We start from the raw sequence: 22,307 nt of genomic DNA, 5'->3' as shown, positions 1-22,307 counted from the left end.
GATCGAGTTTCGACTCTCCGAGACCAACACGCTCTTACGACAGGCAACTCCTGGCGGCGGTCTGCGGGCTGACAGTTGAACTCGGGCCGCGGCCGAGACTCAACGTCCATCCTGCGACGATGACCCGGTTACGCTTGGAGCGCCGGTCCGCATCGGCGGGCCACTTTGGTGCACGGATCAAACGAAACTAAAGCTGAATCTGAGACTGAATCTGGGACTGTTGTCCTTCTTGTCACTCCCTTTCCACATCGTACTCCCGCTATCCTCTGCGGGATGGTGTCGCTCACGGTCTTGGCGAGCGGGAGCCGCGGCAACTGCAGCGTGCTGGCCAGTTCGCGCACGCGCATCCTGGTGGACGCTGGCCTTTCCTGCCGCGAGATCGGGCGCCGCATGGTGCTGGCGGGCGATCATCTGCTGAACTTGTCGGCCGTGATCATCTCGCATGAGCACTCCGACCACGTTGCCGGGCTGTACGTGTTGGCGCGCAGGTTGAATATCCCGATTTTCATGACGGGCGCGACCTACCATGCGTGGCAGCGCTGGGCGCGCGACAAGAACGAAGGCGTTAAGCCTCACTTGACCAAGCTGGAAACGTTCGAATCCGGACGCAGCTTCGCGGTTGGCGACATCACCGTCGCGCCGTTTACCATCCCCCATGATGCGGCCGATCCGGTGGGTTTCGCCTTTCGCGCCGAGGGGGTGAAGATCGGCATCGTCACCGACTTGGGCTACCTGCCGGCCAGCGTGGCGGACAACATTCGCGGCTGCGACGGGTTAGTCATAGAGTCCAATCATGACGTTGAAATGCTGCGCGGCGGCCCCTATCCGTGGGTGGTGAAACAGCGGGTGATGTCGCGCGTGGGACACTTGTCGAACGAGGCTCTCGCGCAATTCTTTGCCGGCGACTATGATGGAGGTGCTGCATTCCTGGTGCTGGCCCATTTATCGGAACTGAACAACCATCCTGACCTGGCGCGCAGAGCGGCCGAGCATGCGCTGGCGCCTCGCCGGGATCTGCTGCGAAACCGCCTGCTGCTGGCCTCGCAGCATCATCCCCTGGAACCCATCAGACTGTAGAACATGAAACCGCAGTGCACTGACAAGTTCGTGGGTGCAATCCTCGCCGGGTGGCGATACGACATTTCCGGCATCACGCCGGAGATGCGCGGCGACTACGAGGAACACTTCCGCGAGTGCGAGCACTGCCGCTACTGGCGCAAGCTGCACCGCACCATCGACGTCGCGCTCATCATCCTGACGGCGATTTCCGCCGGCGTTTTCCTGCTTGCCTTCGGCGTGATCCACCACTTCGAGCCGCGCCACGCGGTGCTGCTGGAGTTGGCCGCGCTGGCCGGTTTCGCGCTTTCGGCGCTGATCTGGGTGATTGTCGCGGTGGCCACGCCCGCACCGCTGGTGATGGCGGACGCGGCGCGCCTCGGCGCCCGCGCCGTGCACGACCGCCTGCCCCCCGAAATCCGTCAGCGTATCCCGGAAGAGCTGCGGCTGAAGATCTCCGGCCAATCCTGACGACCCACCCCAGAACGCGCCCTTCGGCTCCGCTCCGGGGAGCTTCCAACCGCGCGTTCCGGGGACCCCGCACGCATCCATTTCGCTCGCTGCGCGTCTAATCGGCAGTTGCGAGTCAGAACTGCGAATATCGTTATTGCCCTGATGGTCTTGGCCGCGATGTCGGCTGCCCAGCAGTCGTCCCAGCCTTCCGCCCACGAGCATATGCAGCACGAACACGCCGGCATGGTCATGAACATGCCGGCGGCGCCGGTGGCGCAGTCCGCCTCGGGAACAAGCTGGATTCCTGCATCGTCGCCGCTGCACATGTGGATGAGCACACTCGGCGGCTGGCAGTTGATGGCGCATGGCGAACTGTTCGTGGGATACAACCAGCAGGGCGGGCCGCTGGGCGTGGGCAAGGTGGAATCGCAAAACTGGCTGATGCTGATGCAGGAGCGCAAGCTCGGTGCCGCAACCTTGCAGGTGCGGCAGATGCTGTCCGCCGAGCCGTTGACCGCGCCGCATCCCGGCTACCCCGAGCTGTTTCAGACGGGCGAGACCTACAGGGGACGCGCGTTGGTGAATTATCAGCATCCGCACGACGTGTTCAGCGAACTATCGGCGCTGCTTAGCGTGCCGGTGTCGGAGAAGGTCACGTGGCTGCTGTACGGCGGGCCGGCGGGCGAGCCGGCACTGGGGCCGGCCGCGTTTCCACATCGCATCTCGGCGTCGGAAGACCCGGCGGCGCCGCTCGGCCACCACGTGCAGGATTCCACCCACATCAGCTACGGCGTGGTGACCAGCGGCTTTGTCATTGACCGCTTCAAGATCGAGGCTTCGGCGTTCAACGGACGCGAGCCGGATGAGCGCCGCTACAATTTCGATCTCGCGGCGCTGGATTCCTGGTCGGCGCGGCTTAACTTCGCGCCGGGAAGAAACTGGGCGGCGCAGTACAGCCATGGTCATCTAGTGCATCCGGAAGCGCTCGAAGCGGGCAACGTGAACCGGCAGACCGCGTCGCTGGCGTACAACCGTCCGTGGGTGGCAGGGAACTGGGCCACCACGCTAATCTGGGGAAGAAATTCCAAGCCGGCGACGCGGCGCGTGCAGAACAGCTACCTGCTGGAATCAACGCTCAATTTCGCGCGCCGCAATTACGCCTACACGCGCCTGGAGCTGGTGGACAAGGACGAACTGTTTCCCGCCGCGCTGAACGGAGTCTCCTACCGCATTGGTGCGTACACCTTCGGCGGAGTGCGCGATCTGGCACAGGGCAGATACGGGCAAATCGGGCTGGGCGCCGATATCATGTTCTACTCCAAGCCGGTTGCGCTTGACCCGGTGTACGGGCGCGATCCGGTGTCAGTGCGTATTTTTCTGCGCTTCCGTCCGCCGGCGATGAAGCATTGACCAGCTGTCGATGGTCGATGGTCGTTGGTACGACGCGAACCCCTCAATAGATAAGAGCCTATTCGGTTTTCAGGCCGCCGACAAGTTCCGTGATCTTCGTCACGCGGTGTTCCAGGCACCAGCCTTCCAGCGCGTCTACGATTTTTTCCGTAGCGCACGGGTCCCAGAAGCTGGCGGTACCGATCTCGACTGCGGCCGCGCCCGCGAGCATGAATTCCACCACGTCCACGGCAGTGGAGATGCCTCCGATGCCGATCACCGGAATGGCTACCGCATGTACCGCCTCGTACACCATGCGCAAAGCGATCGGCTTGATGGCCGGTCCGCTGAGCCCGCCGACAATGTGGGAGATGCGCGGGCGACGGGTTTCGGCGTCAATGGCCATGGCGACGAAGGTGTTGATCAGCGAAATCGCGTCGGCGCCGGCGTTTTCGGCGGCGCGCGCCATCAGCGGAATGTTGGTCACGTTGGGCGACAGCTTCACGATCAGCGGCCGGCGCGACGCCTTTTTCGCCGCCGCCACCACTTCCTCCAGCAGCGCCGGGTCGGTGCCGATCACCATGCCCCCGCGATTGGTGTTGGGACAGGAGACGTTGAGTTCGTAGGCGGCTATGCCCTCGCCTTCGTTGAGGATGCGGATCACCGCCTCGTAGTCCTCCCGCGTATAGCCGAAGACGTTGGCGATGACCGCGATGTTTTTCTCTTTGTTCAGGGGCGGTAGTTTCTCCTCGACAAAGGCTCGTGCCCCGATATTTTGCAGTCCGATGGAGTTCAGCATGCCGGCGGCGGTCTCGAACAGGCGCGGCGGCGGGTTGCCCGGCATGGGTTCGCGCGACAGGCCCTTGACTACGAACCCGCCCAGCTTCTGCAGGGTGACGATATCTTCGAACTCGACGCCGTAGCCGAAGGTCCCGCTGGCGGCGATCACCGGGTTCTTGAGCTGAACGCCGGCGAAGCTGACGCTTAGGTCCGGCGGGCCGCTGACGCGCCGGGGCGTGCTGCTCATCGCGCGTCCTCGCGCGGGCGCAGCGCTTCGGTGAGCACGCGCCCGATCGCTTTCGACGGCGCATTGATTCCCAGCATCGAAGCCAGGGTCGCGGCCATGTCCACCGGCTCGCAGTGTCCGCGATACACGCCCGCCTGAAAGGGAACGCCGAAAAACGCGAGCGGGACATGTGTGTCGTAGAAATAAGGAGAGCCATGCGAAGTGCCGAGATTCGCCGGCAGGGCAAACGGCGGTTGCAATCCCAGCACCCACCATCCGGCGACCGGAGCGTAGCTGTGCAGCATGCGGCGCCCGGTTTCGTTCGGCGGTACCTGGCCTGCCTGCAACTGCGTTTTGGTGAAGTAGCTGCTGTAGCCGAGCTTGAGCAACTCCTCGCCGACGATTCGCTCGGCATCCGCCTCTTTGAGTTTGCTGGCCATAAATGCGCCTTCACTCAGGTAGAGGTGCTCGAACTCGTAGTCGCTGGAATGAACAAACTCCGATGCGGGGCGATTCAGACGCTTGGAAATGGCGACATTCAGCCTGGCAATCAGGGGAGGAACATCGACTCTCTTGGCGTCGATGCGGTCCTTGTCCCGGATCTCCTCCGCGACGGGCGCGACTCCGTGGTCGGAGCTGAGCACGAGCCACACATTCGCCAATCCAATCCGCTGGCCCAGGAAGGCGAAGAAGTCCGCCAACTGACGGTCCATCTCCAGCCACATGGCTTGCATCTGCGGAGAGTCGGGCCCAACACGGTGGCCGAGAATGTCGTTGGGCGAAAGGCTCACGACAAGCAGATCGGTGGCGGGGCCCTCGCCCAAGTTGGTGTTGGTCACCAGGGCGCGCGCAAAATCGAGTTCGTACTCGTTGCCGAAACCGGTGCCGCCGATCACGTAATAGAACTGCGAATTGGATTCGCGCGTGGTGTGCTGCAGGACACTGCCGCCCGCGTCTTTCCAATCCCGGTTCCAGTATTTTGCGGCGCGCCCGCTGGCGTTGAAATCCTGCGCCCACTTCGGGAGCTCCTTCATGTAGAAGCTCGATGAAATCCATGTGCCGCTGAGCGGCTCGATCCAGAACGCTCCGTCGGCGGAGAAGCCGCCGGTGAGTACCGCGGCGCGGTCTTTCAGCGAGACGGTGTACACGCGCGAGCGATTCTGGGTGGACATCTTCAACTCATCGCCCAGGGTTTCGCTCAGCAAGTTATGCGGCGATGCGCTGGGGGCGGCGCCGGGCATGCCGACCACGCGAACGTTGTCGTCGCTGACGGCTGTGATCCAGCGATCGTCTTTTTCTCTCCACATTTCATTGGCGAGGATGCCGTGGCGGTCGCTGTAAGCCCCGGTGAGCAGGGTGGCGTGTCCGGGCGCGGTCTCCGTGTTGGCGTAATCGTAGTTGCAATCGGCGAAGTACGCGCCGCGCTCGGTGAGCAGCCGCAATCCGGCAGGGCCAAACTGGTCGTGCGCGCGTTCCAGATAGTCGGCGCGAAACTGATCGATGATGACGATGACCACCAGCTTCGGCTGCGCGTTATAGGCGGTGGCCAGCGCCGTGCCGCTGATGACCAGAAAGAGTAGCAGGAGCGCACAGATTCTCAGGCTCTTCATCGCGCCCTAGTTTACAGCCTGTCAGTGTTGCCGCAACAAGACGCAGGCTCTTTAGCGCCCGCAGCGTCCCGAGAATCTTCGCTGAACTTCTATAAAGCAGTACTGCGAATCGCAAGTGAGAAACCAATAGTAGATTGAACTTGGATTTGTCGACTGCTCCTCAAGTCGGATCAGCCGCTCGAGCACTTTCCGTGCAGGTTCGTCGCGGGCTTCGAACGACACCTCTGCCATTCCCCACGGAATTCCGGCGACGTACATCTGGCAACACGCGACACGAAGGCCAGCCTGTTCCGATAATTGTTTCGCCAGCATGTTTCCGACATCCGCAATTCTGCGAGCGCCAACCGGAATTGTGATGTGGCGATCCAGCAGTGCGACTCTCTCTACGATTTCTCCTGCTTCATTACGCGTCCGGGTTGGCACAAGTGCCGCAAATTCTCCGTTGCGGTCCAGGCGATACCCGTAAGGGGAGAGTACATTGGCGGCGTCGGCGACCTGCTGCAAGACGGCAGGAACGTCATGCAGAGTCTCATGTTCGGGCGCGAGGAATCGAATCTCCAGGCGCCAACGTTTCAGGTCGTAGACGCGGGTCTCAGGGTGGGCGGCTTTCCACGCTGCAGGCGCTTTGTCCGTCCTGTCGGTCAGGTCGGCGGGAGATCGCTGGTCCGGATCTTCGGCGCTGATCAGGATACCGAATCGGTCCGCCAGGGTCTTCGCCACGGCGTGCAACGGGCGCCACGTATCGGCCACGATGGTAATCTGATCGCCGTCGCGTGTAACCTGTGCGCACTCTTGCGCCATGGCGCAGGCTGAGCAGACGACCAATATCGCGATCACGAATCGCCCGGTCACACCATGTATTGTAGCTATACGCGAGCGCGTGTGGCACAACGCAGGCTCACACACTGACCCATTGACCTCCTGATAAACTAGAGCGTGTTCGGCTTTGTTGACGTCCTTTTCGTTCGAGCTGCGGCATCCCTGCGGACTGCGTGGCCTCAGCCCCGCAGGGGCGACAGAACCGAGCCCGGCACGCAAGTGCCGGGAAAGCTGCCTTTGAAATACCCAGAGTCCCGTAGGGACGGTACGAAGTGAAACTTGCTTTCTGCGAGGATCTCAACAGAGCCAGCGTGTTTCCAAAATGGGTTCTTTTGAAGTGGCCCGGCTTCCGCCGGGCCGCTCCGAGCCCCAAAAACACTGGGCTTTGGCCCCTGAGGGAATTGGGTGTTACCCTCAAAATGGATTTTTGAACCAAGCTCTAGTGAGTTTATGCTCGACCTCAATTTCGTGCGGGGGAACCTCCCGCTGATTGAAAGCAAGCTGCGCGACCGGGCCATGAACCCGGAGGAGGTGCTGCGTGACTTTTCCGCGGTGGACGCGCGCCGCCGCGAGCTCATCACCAACATGGAGCGCCTGCGCGCCGCGCAGAACAAGGCCGCGGAGGATATTGCCCGCTTCAAGAAAGAGAAGCAGGACGCCTCGGCGCAGATCGCCGAGATGCGCCGCGTCCGCGAGGAAGTCGCTGCATTGGAGAAACAGTCGGCCGCTGCCGAGGCCGAGATGCAGGACATCCTCAAGACCATCCCCAACCTGCCCCACCAGAGCGTGCCCGTCGGTCACAGCGCGGACGAGAACGTCGAAGTGCGCCGCTGGGGCACACCCCCGCAATTCGATTTCACGCCCAAGCCGCACTGGGAACTCGGCGAGCAGTTAGGTGTTCTTGACTTGGCGCGTGCCGCCAAGTTGACCGGTGCGCGTTTCGTGGTGTACTGGGACCTCGGCGCACGCATGGAGCGCGCGCTCGCCAACTTCATGCTCGATCTGCACACCCGCGAGCACGGCTACACCGAGGTGCTGCCACCGTTCATGGTCAATGCCGACTCGATGTACGGCACCGGCCAATTGCCCAAGTTCGAGGCCGACCTGTTCAAGGTTCCGCACGGCGATAAGAATCTCTACTTGATTCCTACCGCGGAAGTGCCAGTCACCAATCTCTATCGCGACGAAGTGCTCGACGCCGCCCGCCTGCCGGTGAAGCTGACTGCCTGGACGCCGTGCTTTCGCAGCGAAGCCGGCAGCTACGGCAAGGATGTGCGCGGCATCATCCGGCAACATCAGTTCCAAAAAGTTGAGCTGGTAAAGTTCGCGCGGCCGGAAACGTCGTACGACGAGTTGGAAAAACTCACCGCCAATGCGGAGGAAGTGCTGCGGCGCCTGGGGCTCCCTTATCGCGTGATGGCGCTATGCACCGGCGACATCGGATTTTCCGCCGCGAAAACTTACGACATCGAAGTCTGGCTGCCGGGCCAGCAACTGTTCCGCGAGATATCTTCCTGCTCGAACTTCGAGGCGTACCAGGCGCGGCGGGCGAACATCCGGTGGCGCCCGGAAGGCAAGGGCAAAACCGAGTTTGTGCACACGCTCAACGGCAGCGGGCTGGCGATCGGCCGCACCTGGCTGGCGATCCTGGAGAATTACCAGCAGGCCGACGGCAGCGTGCTGATCCCGGAAGCGTTGCGGCCCTACATGGGAACGGACCGCATCACGCCGAAGAAGTTTTAAAGAGTTTCAGTTTCCAATTTCAGTTTCAAGCGTCTAGAGTTAAACAAACCGCGAACTGATAACCGATAACCGCCAACCGCCAACCGCCATGTCGCGCATTCTGAAGACAATCCGCGGCTACATCCTTTGGACCTACGAACGGGGCAGCATGCAGTACGACGTGATGGTCACCCTGATCCTCGTATTCATCTTCGTCGCGCCGTACTGGGTGAACTTCAAGGACAAACCCATCGAGCGCACCCCGCATCAAACCGAAGTAATCGTATTTCCCGACGGGCAGAGCGGCTTCATCTACCAGGTGGATGCCTCGGTCGTGCACGGCGGTGATCCGGCGGCCATCGAGACGGACCTGCTACGCATCATCGAGCCTATCGCCGGCGAGGTAGACATCACCAAGTTCGAGCCGGTGCGCGATGCCCGCGGCCGCCTCGTCGGCTACAAGGTTTGGGTGTCGCGGTGACAGGTTGTGAGTTCTGAGTCCGGCAATATTGGTGGCAGCTCATGAGTGTGATTTAAGACGATGAGGATGAAGCGGCACATTTGTTCCGTATTGCTGTGCATGTTGTATGCGGCCGCGTGTCTCGCACAGGCGGCGAATCCGGCCGCGCTGGCCCAGGCCAAAGCCTCCGCCGGCAATCTCGAAGCGGTTCTGACCTCCATGGATCGCGCCGCCGCCGGCTTCAAGTCCGCCGAGGCCAATTTTGTCTGGGACCAGTTCACGCGGGTGATCCAGGACCACGATTTCCAAAAAGGCGCCATCTACTATCGCCGCTCCGGAAACGAGGTGCAGATGGCCTCCGACATCACCGAGCCGGCGAAGAAGTACGTGCTCTTCAGTGGCGGCAAGGTCCAGGTTTATCAGCCCACGATCGAGCAGGTGACCGAGTACAGCGCAGGCAAGAACAAAGCGGAGTTCGAGAGTTTCCTGGTAATCGGGTTTGGCGGGCGCGGCCACGACCTCCAGAAATCGTTCGACATACGCTACGACGGCACGGAAAACCTGGACGGCGTGGAGACCGCCAAGCTGACCTTGGTGCCGAAGTCAGTCAAGGTCCACAACATGTTTCAGCAGATTATTCTGTGGATCGATCCGGCGCGCGGCGTCTCGGTGCGGCAGCAGTTCATCGAGCCCAGCGGAGACTATCGTCTTGCCGAGTACAGCAACATCAAACTCAACCAGAACATACCCGACGATGTCTTCAAACTGAAGACCACGGGAAAAACCAAGTTTGTGCGTCCACAGGGATGATCGTGAGCCGATTCATTCCGGGACTCGCCGAGACTGTTGCAAAACGAGACATGGTATCCGTGCGGCGCTGAATTCTTTTGTGGAACCGAACTTGTTCTCAGCTTATACTGCCTTCTTACGCGTGGGGTGTTTCCACGTCAACGGGCAACATGGGCAAGTTCCAGCAGCGTCCAAAGCAGCCTAGACCGAGGAATATGGCAAAAGTTTTCACGATTCCCGTTGTCCCCGATCCTACGCGCCGCAACCAGCGTGACCGCAAGTCCGACCCTCGCTACGTCGAGGGCCAGCGACTGCTGGTCGAAGCTATGCGATACTTGGCGCAGAGCAACAAAGACGCCAATCGCGAGGCGATTGACTTGATCTTCCAGCACTTCCAGTCCAATTTCCGCAGCAGCGACTCACCGCTGACCATCTAGGTTGATCGCTCCTCCGGCCCATCGTCCCATCGGCGGTAGTGTGTTCGGTTCGACGGTGATTTTCACTTTCGGACAGATTCTTGGGCGGGCTGGCTGACAGACTCTGTGACCAATCGACCGGCAGACCGATAGACCAGACCGAGAGCTGCAAACACTACCACCACCGGATAGCACTGCAGCACGTATCGCGGTTCCGGGTAGGTGAGCGCGGTTACGATAACCGTGCGGACCACGGCGAAGCCTCCCAACATGCCCGCGTAATCAATCTTGCGACAGCCGAGCGCGCCCACTCCTGCCAGCACGACGAACACAAGATTGATGCCGGCCAGCAGCATGGACCAGGAGAAATCCCGCGCGTCTTCGCGGAATCTCCACCAGTGGGAGTCGAGCGGCAGCATCTCGGTGCGCGGCCGGAACCACAGATCGACGATGCGCAGCAACGGCAACTCCAGGTAGTAGCGCAGTGGCCGGCGCTGAATGCGCTGGCGCGCCAGTTGCTCGAATTGCGCATCGAGCTGTGGCGTCATGGTGACGCTCTGGTTGTAATCCTCGAATAGCTGCGCCGTCCGGTTGCGCTCGGCGTCGTTGTCGAACGCGCGATTCGGGACGGTGGCGAGGTCAATCTCCTCGCCGTCCATGCGGAAGCTGATGTCCTCGACCGAGGCGTAGTCCACCAGCCAGGTGTGCGTCCAGTGGTCAAAGCCGATGGCATAGTACTCCCCGGGTTCACTGGAGTGCGTGGGCGCCAGCGGCTGGAAGCGGTGGAATTCCTGCCAGTTGCGGATGGTCCACGGCGCCAGCGGTCCCAGCGCGAAAACGCTCAGCACGACGCACGCCCACAACGTCCGCGACCTTTCCAGCTTGCACCCGAGCCGGTACAGCAGGTATCCGCCAACGGCGATCAGCATCGCGCCGCCGTCGGGACGCAGATAAATGCCCGCCGCTATGGCCAGCCCGCACGCGGCCCACAAACGCACGCTCGCGCCACCGGCTTCCTCACGTTGTAGCGCTGTGACGGCAAGATCCAAAGCCAGCGCCGCCAGGAAAGTCGCCGGGGTTTCCGTTAGCGGCACGGCGGTGTAGTTGGCGAGAAATGGGCAGAGCGCGGTGAGCGCGAATGCCCATCGTGCCGCCCGCTGCGACGATTCCACGGGCAACGAATTTGCCACCACCCGGCGCGCCAGGTCGGTCGTAACCAGGCAGGTGCCAAGATCAATGAGTACCTGCGCAAATCGGATGGCGTTGTAATGATCGATGCCGAAAGCCGCGAACAGCACCACCAGGAATGCTGGATATCCGGGCATGCGGATCAAGCTGGGCGATAGCCCCGTTCCGCTCATGCCGTAGACGCCGTGCAGCAGCCAGTTCTTGGTCAGGTCGGCGTAGATGATGCCGTCGGGGGTGACCGTTGGAAAGCGCAGCACAAAAAACAGGCGCAGCGCCAGTGCTCCCACCGCCATTCCTGAATACCACCGCCGGTGCGACTGCAATAGCCCGCGGAAGCCGCGGTCGGCACTCGTTTTGGTGGTATTCTGCATTCAGTAGTTAGGGACTCTCTGGGTGACACCGCCACCCGCACCCGGTCGGCCACCGGGTTTCCGGCGCCCCATTTATCATGGGTGTGCGGAGACGTCTGCCGTCATTCTAGGATGAAAGCTGTCAAAGCCGATGGCCATGCCCATTTTCTACGATCCCCAGCGCAAACGGTGGAAGCGTCTCCGCCGGCTGATGGACGTGTTGGGCCTGACCGTCTCGCTGCTGATCGTTTTCTTTCTGGTAAGCGCGCTCAGCGGCGTCAGCCTGACCACCCTGTTACTCCCGGAACAGCACCGCCCGTACAAGGCGCTGAAAGAGAAAGAGCGCAAGCGCCCGAAGGCGCGCCGGGTCACCACCAAGTCGAAGAAGCCGCCCACCGAACTGGTGCTCAATTCCGGCGAAGGCGTACGCGCCGCCTTCTACGTCACCTGGGACGCCGCCTCCTACTCGTCGCTGCGCGAGTACGTCCGCCAGATTGACATCCTCTATCCCGAGTGGTTGCACGTGCTCACCCCAGACGGGCGCATCCAGGCCGTTGATCCGCAACTCAAGCTGTTTGACGTCGTGCAGGGCAACACCATTCACAGTCCGGATGACAAAGAACGGCCGGTGATGAAGCTCCTCAAGGACGAGGACGCCGACAGCGAAGTTCTGCCGCTGGTTAACAACTTCGACCCCACGCGCAACCAGTGGATTTCCGGCATCGACTCCTTCCTCAACACCGCCGAGTCGCGCGCCGCCTTTCGCCGCCAGGTGGGGCTGTTTCTCGCCAGCGACAACTACAGGGGCCTGACCCTCGACTTCGAAGGCTTCCCGCGCTCCGCGCAGCCCGGCTTCCGCCAGCTTGTGGACGAACTGCACTCCGACCTGCAGGCCCGCGGCATGAAGCTGCACATCGCCGTCCCGGTGAACGACGACGACTTTGATTACAGCTTCCTGGCGGCGCATTCCGACGGCCTCATCCTGATGAATTACGACGAGCACTTTCAGGGTGGCGATGCCGGCCCCATCGCCTCCCAGGAATGGTTCACCAGGAATCTCGTCGACGCCCTCAAGCTCATTCCGAAAGACAAGCTCATCTGCGCCATCGGCAGCTACGGTTACGACTGGTCGCTGGTGCAGCAGAAGAAGGGCAAGCCGAAAGTTGATAGTGCGCGCAGCATTGACAATCAGGAAGCCTGGCTCAGCGCCTCCGATTCCGACGCCCAGATCAGCTTCGATCCCGACAGCCTCAACCCGCACTTCGCCTATGAAGACGAAAACGGCAAGCGCCACGACGTCTGGTTTCTCGACGGCGTCACCGCGCTCAACCAGATGCGTGCCGCCGTCAAGCTGGGCATCAACACCTTCGCCCTGTGGCGGCTCGGTTCGGAAGACCGCTCGCTTTGGCCGGTGTTCGATCTTCCCGGCAAAGTCGGTGTGGTGCAGGACCTGCGCCTCGTCCCGCCCGGACAGGACGTGGACATGGAAGGCGCGGGCGAGGTCATCCGCATCGGCAGCCAGCCCGCCTCCGGCGAGCGCACCTTTACCCTCGACCCTTCCACTGGCCTGATCACCGACGAGAAGATGACCGTGCTGCCCAAGCCCTACCAGATCGACCAGTACGGCGCCAATGCCAAGCAGATCGTGCTCACCTTCGACGACGGCCCCGATCCCGATTGGACCCCGAAAATTCTCGATGTGCTCAAGCAGAAGAACGCCAAAGCCGCCTTCTTCCTGATCGGCATCCAGGCGGAGAAGTACCCGCAACTAGCGCAGCGCATTTACGCCGAGGGCCACGAGATCGGCAACCACACCTTCACCCATCCCGACATCAGCAACATCCGCAAGGGTTACATGCGCGTGGAGCTGAACCTGGCGGAACGCTTTTTCGCCAGCCGCATCGGCGTCAAGCCCCTGCTGTTCCGCCCGCCCTATTCGATTGACCAGGAACCCGACACCGCCGATCAGGTGCGCCCGCTCGAAATCGCGCAGCAGATGGGCTACATAACTGTCGGCGACAAGATTGACCCGCACGACTGGCAGGACCCGCCGGCGGCGCAGATCGCCGCCGAAGTCATGGCCCACCTGCCGCCCTGCGATCCCGACGACATGCGCTGCGGCAACATCGTGCTGCTGCACGATGGCGGTGGCAATCGCACTCAAACCGTGAAGGCGCTGCCCCTGATCATTGACGCCCTGCGCCAGCGCGGCTACCAGATCGTCCCCGTCTCGCAATTGCTGGGGAAGCCGTACAACCAAGTCATGGTGCCGCTGGCGCCCAACGAGCGCTGGTCGGCGCGCATCGACAGCTTCGGTTTTTGGATGTTCGGCGTCATCGGCGCCGCCATCGTCGTCATCTTCTTTCTCGGCGACGTGCTCATGTCGGCCCGCCTGTTCTTGGTCGGCGCGCTCGCCATCTTCGACCGCTTCCGCCACGCGATCAGCCAGCGCGACTCGACCCAGATCACCGCCGCGCAGGCCTTCAAGCCCGCTGTCGCAGTCCTGATTCCGGCATTCAACGAAGAAAAAGTGATCGAGCGCACCGTTCGCGCCGCCCTCGACTCTGACTATCCCCAACTGCGCGTCATCGTAGTGGACGACGGCTCCGCCGACCGCACGCTTGAAGTCACGCAGAACGCCTTCGCCGCCGAAATCCGCAATGGCCTTGTCACCGTCCTCACCAAGCCCAACACCGGCAAGGCCGAGGCCCTCAGCTACGGCCTGGAATTTGTGCGCGAGGAGATTTTCGTCGGCATTGACGCCGACACGGTCATCGCCCGAGACGCCATTTCGCGTCTGGTTCCGCATTTTCTCGATTCGCGCGTCGGCGCCGTCGCCGGCAATGCCAAGGTCGGAAACCGCGTTAATCTCTGGACGCGTTGGCAGGCGCTGGAATACGTCACCAGCCAGAACTTCGAACGCCGCGCGCTCAACGTACTGGGCGCGGTCAGCGTGGTGCCGGGAGCGATCGGCGCCTGGCGCGCCTCCGCGGTGCGCGAGGCCGGCGGCTTCCACATCGACACCGTCGCCGAAGACGCCGATCTCACCATGGCCCTGCTGCAGCGCGGCTACCGCGTCACCTACGAAGACCGCGCGCTGGCCTACACCGAGGCCCCGATGAACGCCAGCGACCTGATGCGTCAGCGTTTCCGCTGGTCCTTCGGCATCATGCAATCGGTGTATAAGCACCGTGCTGCCTTCGGCCGCAAGGGCGTGCTCGGCTGGGTGGCGCTCCCCAACATTGTCATCTTCCAGATCCTGCTGCCGCTGGTGTCCCCCTTCATTGACCTGATGTTCGCCTACGGCGCCTTCATGTACCTGCTCGACCGCTATTTCCATCCCGAGACCGCGGACTTCCGCAGTTTCGAGAAGCTCGTCACCTACTTCGCCATGTTCCTCGTCATTGACTTCATCGCCTCCGCTCTTGCCTTCGCCCTCGAGCGCCGCACCGCCGACAACCGCGAAGACATCAGTCTTTTGCTCCACGTCTGGCTGCAGCGCTTCGCCTACCGCCAGTTGTTCTCCATCGTGCTCATCAAGACCCTGAAGCGCGCTATGACCGGTCGCGCCTTCAACTGGGACAAACTGGAGCGCACCGCCGCCATGCCCTATGCGGGCGTGGGGCGGTAGGTGGTAGTCCGTAACTCGTAGTTCGGCCGGCTTCCGCTCCAGACTACCGACTACTGACTACCGATTACGACTTCCGCCCCCGTTTTTTTCACCGCACGGGTATCATAGGCACTGCAATTCCTGATCCCACTGCACGCCAAGGAGGCGACATGGGCCTGATCATCCTGGTTGTCGTAATCGTCGTTATCGCCGGCATTCTCATCGGCCTCTACAACAGCCTGGTGCAACTCAAGATCCGTGCCGACTCGGCCTGGTCCGACATTGACGTGCAGCTCAAGCGCCGTCACGACCTGATCCCCAACCTGGTCGAAACCGTTAAGGGCTACGCCGCGCACGAAAAGGGCACGTTTGAAAACGTCGCCAAGTGGCGTTCGGCGGCCATGTCGGCTACCGCTCCGGCGGAACGGGCTCAGGCCGAAGGTCAGCTCACCATGGCGCTGAAGTCGCTGTTCGCCGTGGCCGAGGCCTACCCACAGCTCCGCGCCAACGAGAATTTCATGGCGCTGCAGAAGTCGCTGTCCGACATCGAAAACGACGTCCAGAACTCGCGCCGCTACTACAACGCCGTGGTGCGCGATTACAACACGCGCATCCAGACGTTCCCGGCCAACATGTTTGCCGGATCGTTCGGTTTCCAGCCGCGCCAGTTCTTCGAATTGGAAACGCCTGCGGACCGTGAAGTCCCCAGCGTCAAGTTCTGAGCGTCACCATGCGGGAAGCGACCTCAAACGCCTATGCTGTAGCCCCCGGCGCCTCGCCGGGTTTGTGCGGTGGGTTAACGCGTCCGAGTCGAAGGACCTGGTGTTTCCTCCTCGCGCTCGCATTCTTCGTCTGCCTCGCGACCCCTGCGCTCGCCCGCAATTGGCGCATCGCCGACTTCCACTCCACCGTCGCCATCGACGACCACGGCGGCGCCACCATCACCGAGCACATCACGCTCGTCTTCGTCGGGCAATACAACGGCATCTGGCGCAGCATCCCGGTCGAGTATCCCGGACCCGGCGGCACCAACTACTCGCTCTTCCTCAAGGTCGAGGCTGTCACCGACGAAAATGAGCGGCCGCTGAAATACGAAGTCAGCCGCGACGGCCCCAACAAGAAGATCAAGATCTACATTCCCGGCGCGCTGAACACCACCAAGACCGTCCTCGTCACTTACAGCTCTCCCAACGCCCTCCGCTATTTTGACGATCACGACGAGTTTTACTGGAACGTCACCGGCAACGACTGGCCCGTCCCGATCGACCACGCCTCCGCCCTGGTCTCGCTTCCCGACTCGGCGGCCGGCGGCCTGCGCGCGCAGGCCTTCACCGGCTTTTACGGCTCCACCAGCCACGAGGCCACCGCCGACGTCAAAGGCTCGCACGTCGAGTTTGAAACCACCAACCCGCTGCCCATGCGCGGCGGCCTGACCGTGGACGTTTACATCCCCAAGGGCATCCTCCATCAGCCCGGTCTCTTGACTCGCCTCGGCTGGTTCCTGCGCAGCAATCCCGCCGTCTTCCTTCCGTTCTGGTCATTGCTGGTGATGTTCACGCTCTGGTACTACAAGGGCCGTGATCCCGACCCCGGGCGCTCCGTCGCCCCCATGTACGAGCCGCCGAAAGACATGACCCCGGCGGAGGCGGGCACGCTGCTCGACGACAGCCTCGATCCCCGCGACATCACCTCCACCATCGTCGATCTCGCCGTCCGCGGCTACCTCAAGATCGAGCAGGTTGAAATCCCCGGCTTCTTCCATCACGGCAAGGACTACGTCTTCCACCTGCTGAAGCCGAACTCGCAGTGGTCGGAGCTGGCGCCGTTCGAACGCGTCATGCTGGAAAACATTTTCTGGGGCGGAACCAAGACCGACCTCTCCAGCCTGCGCAACCGCTTCTACACCGCCATTCCCGTCATCAAGCAGGACATCTTCTCCGCCCTCAAGCGCAAGGGGATGTACTGGCTCGACCCGGAATCGGCGGCGGGATATTCGCTATTGGGCGCCATCGTGTGTGCCGCTCCCTTCGCGCTCGGCCAATTCACCGGCGTGATGTCGCTGTTCGATTCGCCGTTGCTGGCGGTGATCTCGATCGTGATTTCTCTCGTTATCGTCTGGCTCTTTGCCCGCCAGATGACCTGCAAGACCGTGCTCGGGGCGCGTACCCGGGTGGAGGTTCTCGGCTTCCAGGAATTCATGGACCGCGTCGACCGCGACCGCATTGCGCGCATGCCGCCCGACACGTTTGAAAAATATCTGCCCTACGCGATGGCTCTCGGGGTCGAGCACAACTGGGCGCAGGCCTTTGCCGGCATCGTGCAACAGCCGCCGAGCTGGTACGCCGGACCGGGCGGCAGTGGTATGTTCAACCCCGTCCTCTTCTCCAGCAACATGCACACCATGGCGCAAACCGCGCACGAGACTTTTGTCGCCGCGCCCCGCGCCAGCTCTTCCGGTTCCGGTTGGGGCGGTGGTGGCGGCGGTGGCGGAGGCTTCTCCGGCGGCGGCGGCGGCGGCGGTGGTGGCGGCGCCTTCTAGAGCCGCTTCATCTTTTGCGTAGTCGATGTCATCCCGAGCGAGGGAGGGCTCCCGCGCGTTTTTTCCAGCGCGGGAAACCCGAGTCGAGGGATCTCTGTGTTTCCTCTCGGCTACACCAATTCTGAAACTGCTCCTGCGATCAAGGCTGAGCAGGAATTCGGATTCAGCCTGGTTATCGGCTGGAGCGCAGCATGACCCGCAGGCTGTATTCCTTGTCGGCGGGCAGGTGTCCGTCCACTCGAACCACCTTGACCGAGGAGTCCACGTCGGCGGCGCGCACATAGCCAATCGCGCCCGGGACGTTGAACACGAACTTACGCACTTCCAGCGAAGTCTCCATCGTTCTGGGTGAGACAAAGACCTCCCCTGTAAACTCGCCGTGCAGGAAGTGATTGCCGAAGTCTTTCTCGTTCATCTGGTAGATTTCCCGCAGCATGGTTTTCCGCTCCAGCGTTCCCGTGCCCATCATGACCGGTGTGATGCGACGCCCGTTTGACCAGTGACTGCGCTCTCCCATGAAGACCTTGCGCAGCTCCGTCGCGGAGAGATTCTCCACCGGGTTTGATTGGTTGACGATGATCGCCAGGCTATGCTCCGGAGCGGTCTGCGCTTCCGCCGCCAGCGCGCCGCCATCTGCCGCATGATTCGGTAACACCGGCAGCACAGACCCGACGGTCGCGATCAACAGAATACTCATCCGTCGCCACATTTTCTTCTTACCTTCTAGAACGTAAATCCTACCTGTAGCCCCAGCGCGCTGATCGCCTGCTGCCGGCGCAATGCGGTGTAATCATACTGAAGCTTCACCGCCACCGACTCGGCCGCATCGAACCGCAGGCCCACCGAGGGACCGCTGCGCAACCCTACGTCCGGGAACACCGGTTCCTTATCGGGAGAATTCACATACTCGTACCGGAAGTAAGGCCGGTAGGAGCCAAAGCGTCTTGAAATCTGGCTGTAAAAACCAGGCGTCTGATACACCAGCGTCGTTCCCTGCGGCGCATGGCGAATGACCAGCGCCTCGTTCAGCCACTCGAAGTTAGGCCGCGCCAGCACGGCGTGGGCCGCAAGAATTGTCTCGCCGATGTGCGCCGCGGCAACCGGCCCCGGGGCAACGCCGAGGCCCGGCGCGCCAGGCGTCAACACATCGCGATAGACCGAGAAGCCCGCCTGCAATCCGCGGACGCTGTCCGGCCGGGCGAACAATGCCAGGTTGACCGCTTTGTGTCCGTTTTCATCGACCACATTTTGCACTGCTTCGCTGAGCGGAGAGCGCGAGGCCCGCCCGTTGCCGACCTCCGCGACATAGTGCAATCCAAGGGGTCCCGACGGAATCGCCCCCGACGCCGACACACCCACATTGTGGACCGGCAGGATCCCTCCCTGGTCTTCGAAGGCGAATAGAAACGGTCGTCCCGTGGTGGTTTGAAACCAGGTGCTATGGTGATAAGCCGTGTTGTAGTAGCCGATGCTCGTGTGATACCGGCCAACCGCCAACTTCAGGAAGTCTCGGTAGGAATATTCCAGCAGCATGCGTTCCAGATCCACTCCGAACACGTTATCGGTTCCAGCTTCGAACACGATCTCGCTGATGACCTTAAATTTTTCGGAGATATCCGAGGTGACGAACAGGTTCACCTGTCCCAGGCTGAAGGAGGTCGGGGCGCAGGTGTGAATCACGCATTCCGGAACGTCGTTCCTGTGATTGCTGCCGTGCAGCGTGATATCGCTGAACCCTCTTATGCGCAGCCAGGTTTTGTTCAAGTCCATTTTCTCTGGGCCCTGCAAATCCGGCGGCATTTCGCTTGGGGCCTGCGCGGCCGCAATGCTTGGCGCGCTCGCTTCCGCCGTCCCCGCGCCGCCGGCTTGTCCGCGGGCCGCTTCCAACTGCGCGACTTTGGCCTCCAGTTGATCGATTCTCCGCAGCAACATCTGAATGGCCTTGAGACAACAGCGGAGCCGGTTCGGTTGCCGGCGTGCTTGTCCCCGGCACCACGTACAGGTTATGCGTGGTCTTGGTCTGCACCGTGGCCAGCGTTTTGCCGTCCGCCGAGAGGGTCAGGGTCGCGTAGCTGTTGGCGTCGCGTGTGACCGGTTGGAATTGTCCACCGGAGCCAAAGAACCCAATCTGCTCTCGCTGGTAGTAATCGGGCCCTTTCTGCGAATACAAGCTCAGGAACCCGCGCCCGTCTGGCAGCCACTTCAGCTCGTACGTCAGCTTGTCGTCGAAGGTTGCGAACCGCCGCGTTTTGCCGCTCTCAATGTCGAACAGCTCGATTCCGCCCAGCGCCTTGCCCGGCTTCAACACCCGATAGGCGAGCTGCGTGTCGGTGGGTGACCAGGCAATAAAGCTGGGGAAATCCGACACCGGCGCCGTGTGCAGCACGGTTTCGTTGCTGCCGTCCAGATTGGTTGTTATGAGCTGGTACTTGCCCGGCTCGGGCACGTTTTGCCGGGCGAAGGCAATGCGCCGCCCGTCGACCGAGAATGCGATGTCGCTGTCGATGCCGCGCACCACGGTTTGCGGAGTTCCGCCCAGCACCGGCGCGCGATACAGATCGAAGTATGTGTAGGTGGCGTCTCCAGCCCGAATGAAGTAGAGGTAATTCTCGTCAGGAGAAAATGCCAGGCTCTTGTATGACAACGGGGATGGCGCCACCACCTGCGTGTCGCTGTTGGTGGGGATGTTGCGCAACCAGAGGCTCTGCAGTCCCTTGTCATTGAGCACCGTCAGCACATAACGCGCGTCCGGCGAAATCGCGGTCAGCGCGGCCTTGCCGCTGGTCGTAACCTGGCTGACGGTGAAGTCCCGGAAGTGAGGTGTTCCGCGACGATGCAACAAGGTGTAAACGCCAAACCCAGCCGCGGCGAGCACCAAGATCGCCGCCAGCGCCAGTCCCGCTGTTCCCCACTTGTGCTGCCTCGCTACCAGCATCACCGAGCTGCTGGCGTGCTGCTGCGCGCTGGAAGAGGGCGCCGCCGGCACCCCCGTCGCCGTGGCCGATATATGTGCCGTGCGATTGGAATCGGACTCCCGCTTCAAGCGCTTCAGATCGGCGCGTATTTCCGAGGCTACCTGGTAGCGCAGGTCGCGGTCCTTCTCCAGCGCCTTGCGGATAATCTCGTCCATCTTGGGCAGCAGATCGGGGTTCAGCCGTAGCGGCGACGCCGGCGGCCGGTTCAGGATCGCATCGAAGATCGTCGCCGAAGTGTCGCCGCGAAACGGCAGCGCTCCAGTGGCCATCTCGTACAGCACCACTCCAAATGAGAACAGGTCGGTGCGCGCATCCAATTCCTTCCCCTTGGCCTGCTCCGGTGACATGTACGCCACTGTGCCCACTGCCGTGCCCGGGCTCGTCAGGTGTTCGTAGTGGACCGTGGTCGGCGATTCCGTCTTCGAGCTGGCCGTGCCGGGCGCCACCTTGCTTCCCAGCGGCGATAGTTTGGCCAGCCCGAAATCCAAGACCTTGGCGTGTCCCCGCTTGGTCAGGAAAATATTGGCCGGCTTGATATCGCGGTGAATGATCCCTTGGCTGTGCGCCGCATCCAGCGCATCGGCGACCTCGATCGCCACCGCTAGCAGCGTTTCATTGTCCAGGGAACGGCCGGTGATCGCGTGCTTCAGCGTCGTCCCGTCCAAAAACTCCATGGCGATGAAAGTCTGGCCGTCCGCCTCTCCGATGTCGTGAATCGTGCAGATGTTGGGGTGATTCAGTGCCGAGGCGGCTTGCGCCTCGCGTTCGAAGCGCGCCAACGCGTGTGGGTCGCTGCAGACCTCGGGCGGGAGAAACTTGAGCGCGACAAAGCGTTTCAGGCGGGTGTCTTCGGCCTTGTACACCACACCCATCCCCCCACCCCCCAGCTTGTCGACGATGCGGTAGTGCGAGATCGTCTGGCCGAGCATCCGTGGAATCTTAGGAGCGGGCTTGGGCAATGTCAACGCACCCCGGCTGCCTACCCCGGGGACGGGACTCCGCCTTGATTCTTTGGGTTGCGCGCCTGCTGTGGTATAACGCCCCCAGCAACTCGGCTCCACGACTTTATCTGAGCCATGGGAGGAGGCCCCTTGTCCGAAGCTCGCACCGGCCGACGATTTGCGCTGTCGCTGCCGGTCAAGATCAAGAAGGCCGATTCGGGGCGCTCGCACGCAGCCACCACCAATAACATGAGTGCCGCCGGCGTCTACATCACCACCAAGCTGCCGTTTCGCGAGGGATCCAAGCTGAATTTCCAGATCACGCTGCCTGCGCCTGTGATCGGCTCGGCCAACAACGTGGAAGTCAACTGCAGCGGACGCGTGGTGCGCGTGGATACCTCGACCAAGGGAAAGCGTCGCGGCGTGGCCTGCGTGATTGATCGCTATCAATTCAAACCGCAGCGGAAACCGCGGGAGGCCAAGTGATGCTCAAGATGGTCCTCGCAGACAAGCAGGCAATCTTCCGTGCTGGGATCGCCAAGGTGCTCGGGGTGGAGGACGAAATCCGCATTGTGGCGCAGGTGCAGTCCTGGGACCAGGTTTCCATGTCGCTGGAAAAATTCCGTCCCAACATCCTGGCGTTCGCCGCCAATCTCGTGCCCGATATGTCCGCGCTGATGCACGCCGCGGCCCAGAGCAAGACGCGCCTTATCGTTCTCGCTGAGACCGGCGAAAACGGTCAGGCTTACCTCGGCGCCGGCGTGCACGGTGTCGTCTATCGCAACGTTACGGGAGCGGCGTTGCTGGAATGCGTTCACAAGGTTGCCAAGGGCGAAACCTGGGTGCAGCCGCAGATGCTCGCGCCCGAAGAAGTGGAGAACGATATGGTCGGCGCGCGTGTGCGCGACCGCCTTACTCCTAAGGAACTGCGCATCGTCGCCCTCATCGTGCAGGGTTACAAGAATAAGGACATCGCCACCGAAC

The 22,307-nt window shown here is 62.0% G+C and carries 19 protein-coding genes; 12 read left to right on the top strand and 7 right to left on the bottom strand.

The features are described from left to right. Nucleotides 1-273: 273 nt before the first annotated feature. From LAN64_11250 to LAN64_11240, 3 genes are all read left to right on the top strand, one after another. On the top strand, nt 274-1,077 hold the full coding sequence (locus LAN64_11250; GenBank protein MBZ5568413.1) for an MBL fold metallo-hydrolase: 804 nt from the start codon (nt 274-276) through the stop codon (nt 1,075-1,077). Between the two features lie 3 nt (nt 1,078-1,080). After that, entirely contained in the window at nt 1,081-1,527 is a 447-nt protein-coding gene (locus LAN64_11245; protein ID MBZ5568412.1) for a hypothetical protein, read from the top strand. A 144-nt stretch (nt 1,528-1,671) separates the two neighbouring features. After that, on the top strand, nt 1,672-2,919 hold the full coding sequence (locus tag LAN64_11240) for a hypothetical protein (GenBank protein MBZ5568411.1): 1,248 nt from the start codon (nt 1,672-1,674) through the stop codon (nt 2,917-2,919). A 58-nt stretch (nt 2,920-2,977) separates the two neighbouring features. Here the strand turns inward: LAN64_11240 and LAN64_11235 are convergent, their stop codons facing one another. From LAN64_11235 to LAN64_11225, 3 genes are read right to left on the bottom strand one after another with little or no spacing between them, the layout of a single operon-like run. Continuing rightward, a complete protein-coding gene (locus LAN64_11235; GenBank protein MBZ5568410.1) occupies nt 2,978-3,925 on the bottom strand; it encodes a dihydroorotate dehydrogenase in 948 nt (315 codons plus the stop codon). Next, on the bottom strand, nt 3,922-5,514 hold the full coding sequence (locus LAN64_11230; GenBank protein ID MBZ5568409.1) for an alkaline phosphatase family protein: 1,593 nt from the start codon (nt 5,512-5,514) through the stop codon (nt 3,922-3,924). The genes LAN64_11235 and LAN64_11230 overlap by 4 nt, the downstream gene beginning before the upstream one ends. A gap of 51 nt (nt 5,515-5,565) precedes the next feature. Further along, entirely contained in the window at nt 5,566-6,234 is a 669-nt protein-coding gene (locus LAN64_11225) for a hypothetical protein (protein MBZ5568408.1), read from the bottom strand. Nucleotides 6,235-6,783: 549 nt separating this feature from the next. Between LAN64_11225 and serS the strand changes: the two genes are divergently transcribed. The 4 genes from serS (at nt 6,784) to LAN64_11205 (ending at nt 9,741) form a co-directional block, all read left to right on the top strand. After that, nucleotides 6,784-8,076, top strand: a complete 1,293-nt coding sequence (serS, locus tag LAN64_11220) for a serine--tRNA ligase (protein MBZ5568407.1) — start codon at nt 6,784-6,786, stop codon at nt 8,074-8,076. A gap of 97 nt (nt 8,077-8,173) precedes the next feature. Continuing rightward, the gene (locus LAN64_11215; protein MBZ5568406.1) at nt 8,174-8,536 is read left to right on the top strand and encodes a hypothetical protein; all 363 of its coding nucleotides are present in this window, start codon (nt 8,174-8,176) and stop codon (nt 8,534-8,536) included. A gap of 66 nt (nt 8,537-8,602) precedes the next feature. Beyond that, the gene (locus LAN64_11210) at nt 8,603-9,325 is read left to right on the top strand and encodes an outer membrane lipoprotein carrier protein LolA (GenBank protein MBZ5568405.1); all 723 of its coding nucleotides are present in this window, start codon (nt 8,603-8,605) and stop codon (nt 9,323-9,325) included. 194 nt (nt 9,326-9,519) lie between these two features. After that, complete coding sequence (locus LAN64_11205; protein MBZ5568404.1) at nt 9,520-9,741, top strand: hypothetical protein; 222 nt, start codon at nt 9,520-9,522, stop codon at nt 9,739-9,741. 62 nt (nt 9,742-9,803) lie between these two features. Here LAN64_11205 and LAN64_11200 read toward each other — a convergent pair whose 3' ends face one another. Next, nucleotides 9,804-11,201: a glycosyltransferase family 39 protein gene (locus LAN64_11200; GenBank protein ID MBZ5568403.1), complete on the bottom strand. Its 1,398-nt coding sequence runs from the start codon at nt 11,199-11,201 to the stop codon at nt 9,804-9,806. Nucleotides 11,202-11,409: 208 nt separating this feature from the next. On the opposite strand from LAN64_11200, the gene LAN64_11195 reads away from it, so the two are divergent. The 3 genes from LAN64_11195 (at nt 11,410) to LAN64_11185 (ending at nt 17,407) form a co-directional block, all read left to right on the top strand. Further along, nucleotides 11,410-14,889, top strand: coding sequence for a glycosyltransferase (locus LAN64_11195; protein ID MBZ5568402.1), 3,480 nt, complete (start codon nt 11,410-11,412; stop codon nt 14,887-14,889). A 149-nt stretch (nt 14,890-15,038) separates the two neighbouring features. Beyond that, a complete protein-coding gene (locus LAN64_11190) occupies nt 15,039-15,590 on the top strand; it encodes a LemA family protein (protein ID MBZ5568401.1) in 552 nt (183 codons plus the stop codon). Between the two features lie 8 nt (nt 15,591-15,598). Further along, nucleotides 15,599-17,407, top strand: coding sequence for a DUF2207 domain-containing protein (locus LAN64_11185; GenBank protein MBZ5568400.1), 1,809 nt, complete (start codon nt 15,599-15,601; stop codon nt 17,405-17,407). Between the two features lie 172 nt (nt 17,408-17,579). On the opposite strand, the gene LAN64_11180 is transcribed toward LAN64_11185, so the two are convergent. The 3 genes from LAN64_11180 to LAN64_11170 are packed head-to-tail and all read right to left on the bottom strand — an operon-like array spanning nt 17,580 to nt 21,311. Continuing rightward, entirely contained in the window at nt 17,580-18,104 is a 525-nt protein-coding gene (locus LAN64_11180; protein MBZ5568399.1) for a hypothetical protein, read from the bottom strand. A gap of 26 nt (nt 18,105-18,130) precedes the next feature. Continuing rightward, nucleotides 18,131-19,087 carry a hypothetical protein gene (locus tag LAN64_11175; protein MBZ5568398.1) on the bottom strand — a complete coding sequence of 319 codons (957 nt, stop codon included), beginning with the start codon at nt 19,085-19,087 and terminating at the stop codon, nt 18,131-18,133. Next, nucleotides 19,005-21,311: a protein kinase gene (locus LAN64_11170; GenBank protein ID MBZ5568397.1), complete on the bottom strand. Its 2,307-nt coding sequence runs from the start codon at nt 21,309-21,311 to the stop codon at nt 19,005-19,007. The genes LAN64_11175 and LAN64_11170 overlap by 83 nt, the downstream gene beginning before the upstream one ends. 162 nt (nt 21,312-21,473) lie before the next feature. Between LAN64_11170 and LAN64_11165 the strand changes: the two genes are divergently transcribed. Further along, nucleotides 21,474-21,809, top strand: a complete 336-nt coding sequence (locus LAN64_11165; GenBank protein ID MBZ5568396.1) for a PilZ domain-containing protein — start codon at nt 21,474-21,476, stop codon at nt 21,807-21,809. Continuing rightward, nucleotides 21,809-22,307 (top strand): DNA-binding response regulator (locus LAN64_11160; GenBank protein ID MBZ5568395.1); only part of this gene is annotated, 499 nt, incomplete at its 3' end. The genes LAN64_11165 and LAN64_11160, both read left to right, overlap by 1 nt.

The sequence above is a fragment of the Terriglobia bacterium genome (genome assembly GCA_020073185.1).
Lineage (GTDB): Bacteria > Acidobacteriota > Terriglobia > Terriglobales > Acidobacteriaceae > JAIQGF01.
This window is presented reverse-complemented; position numbering and strand designations above follow the sequence as displayed.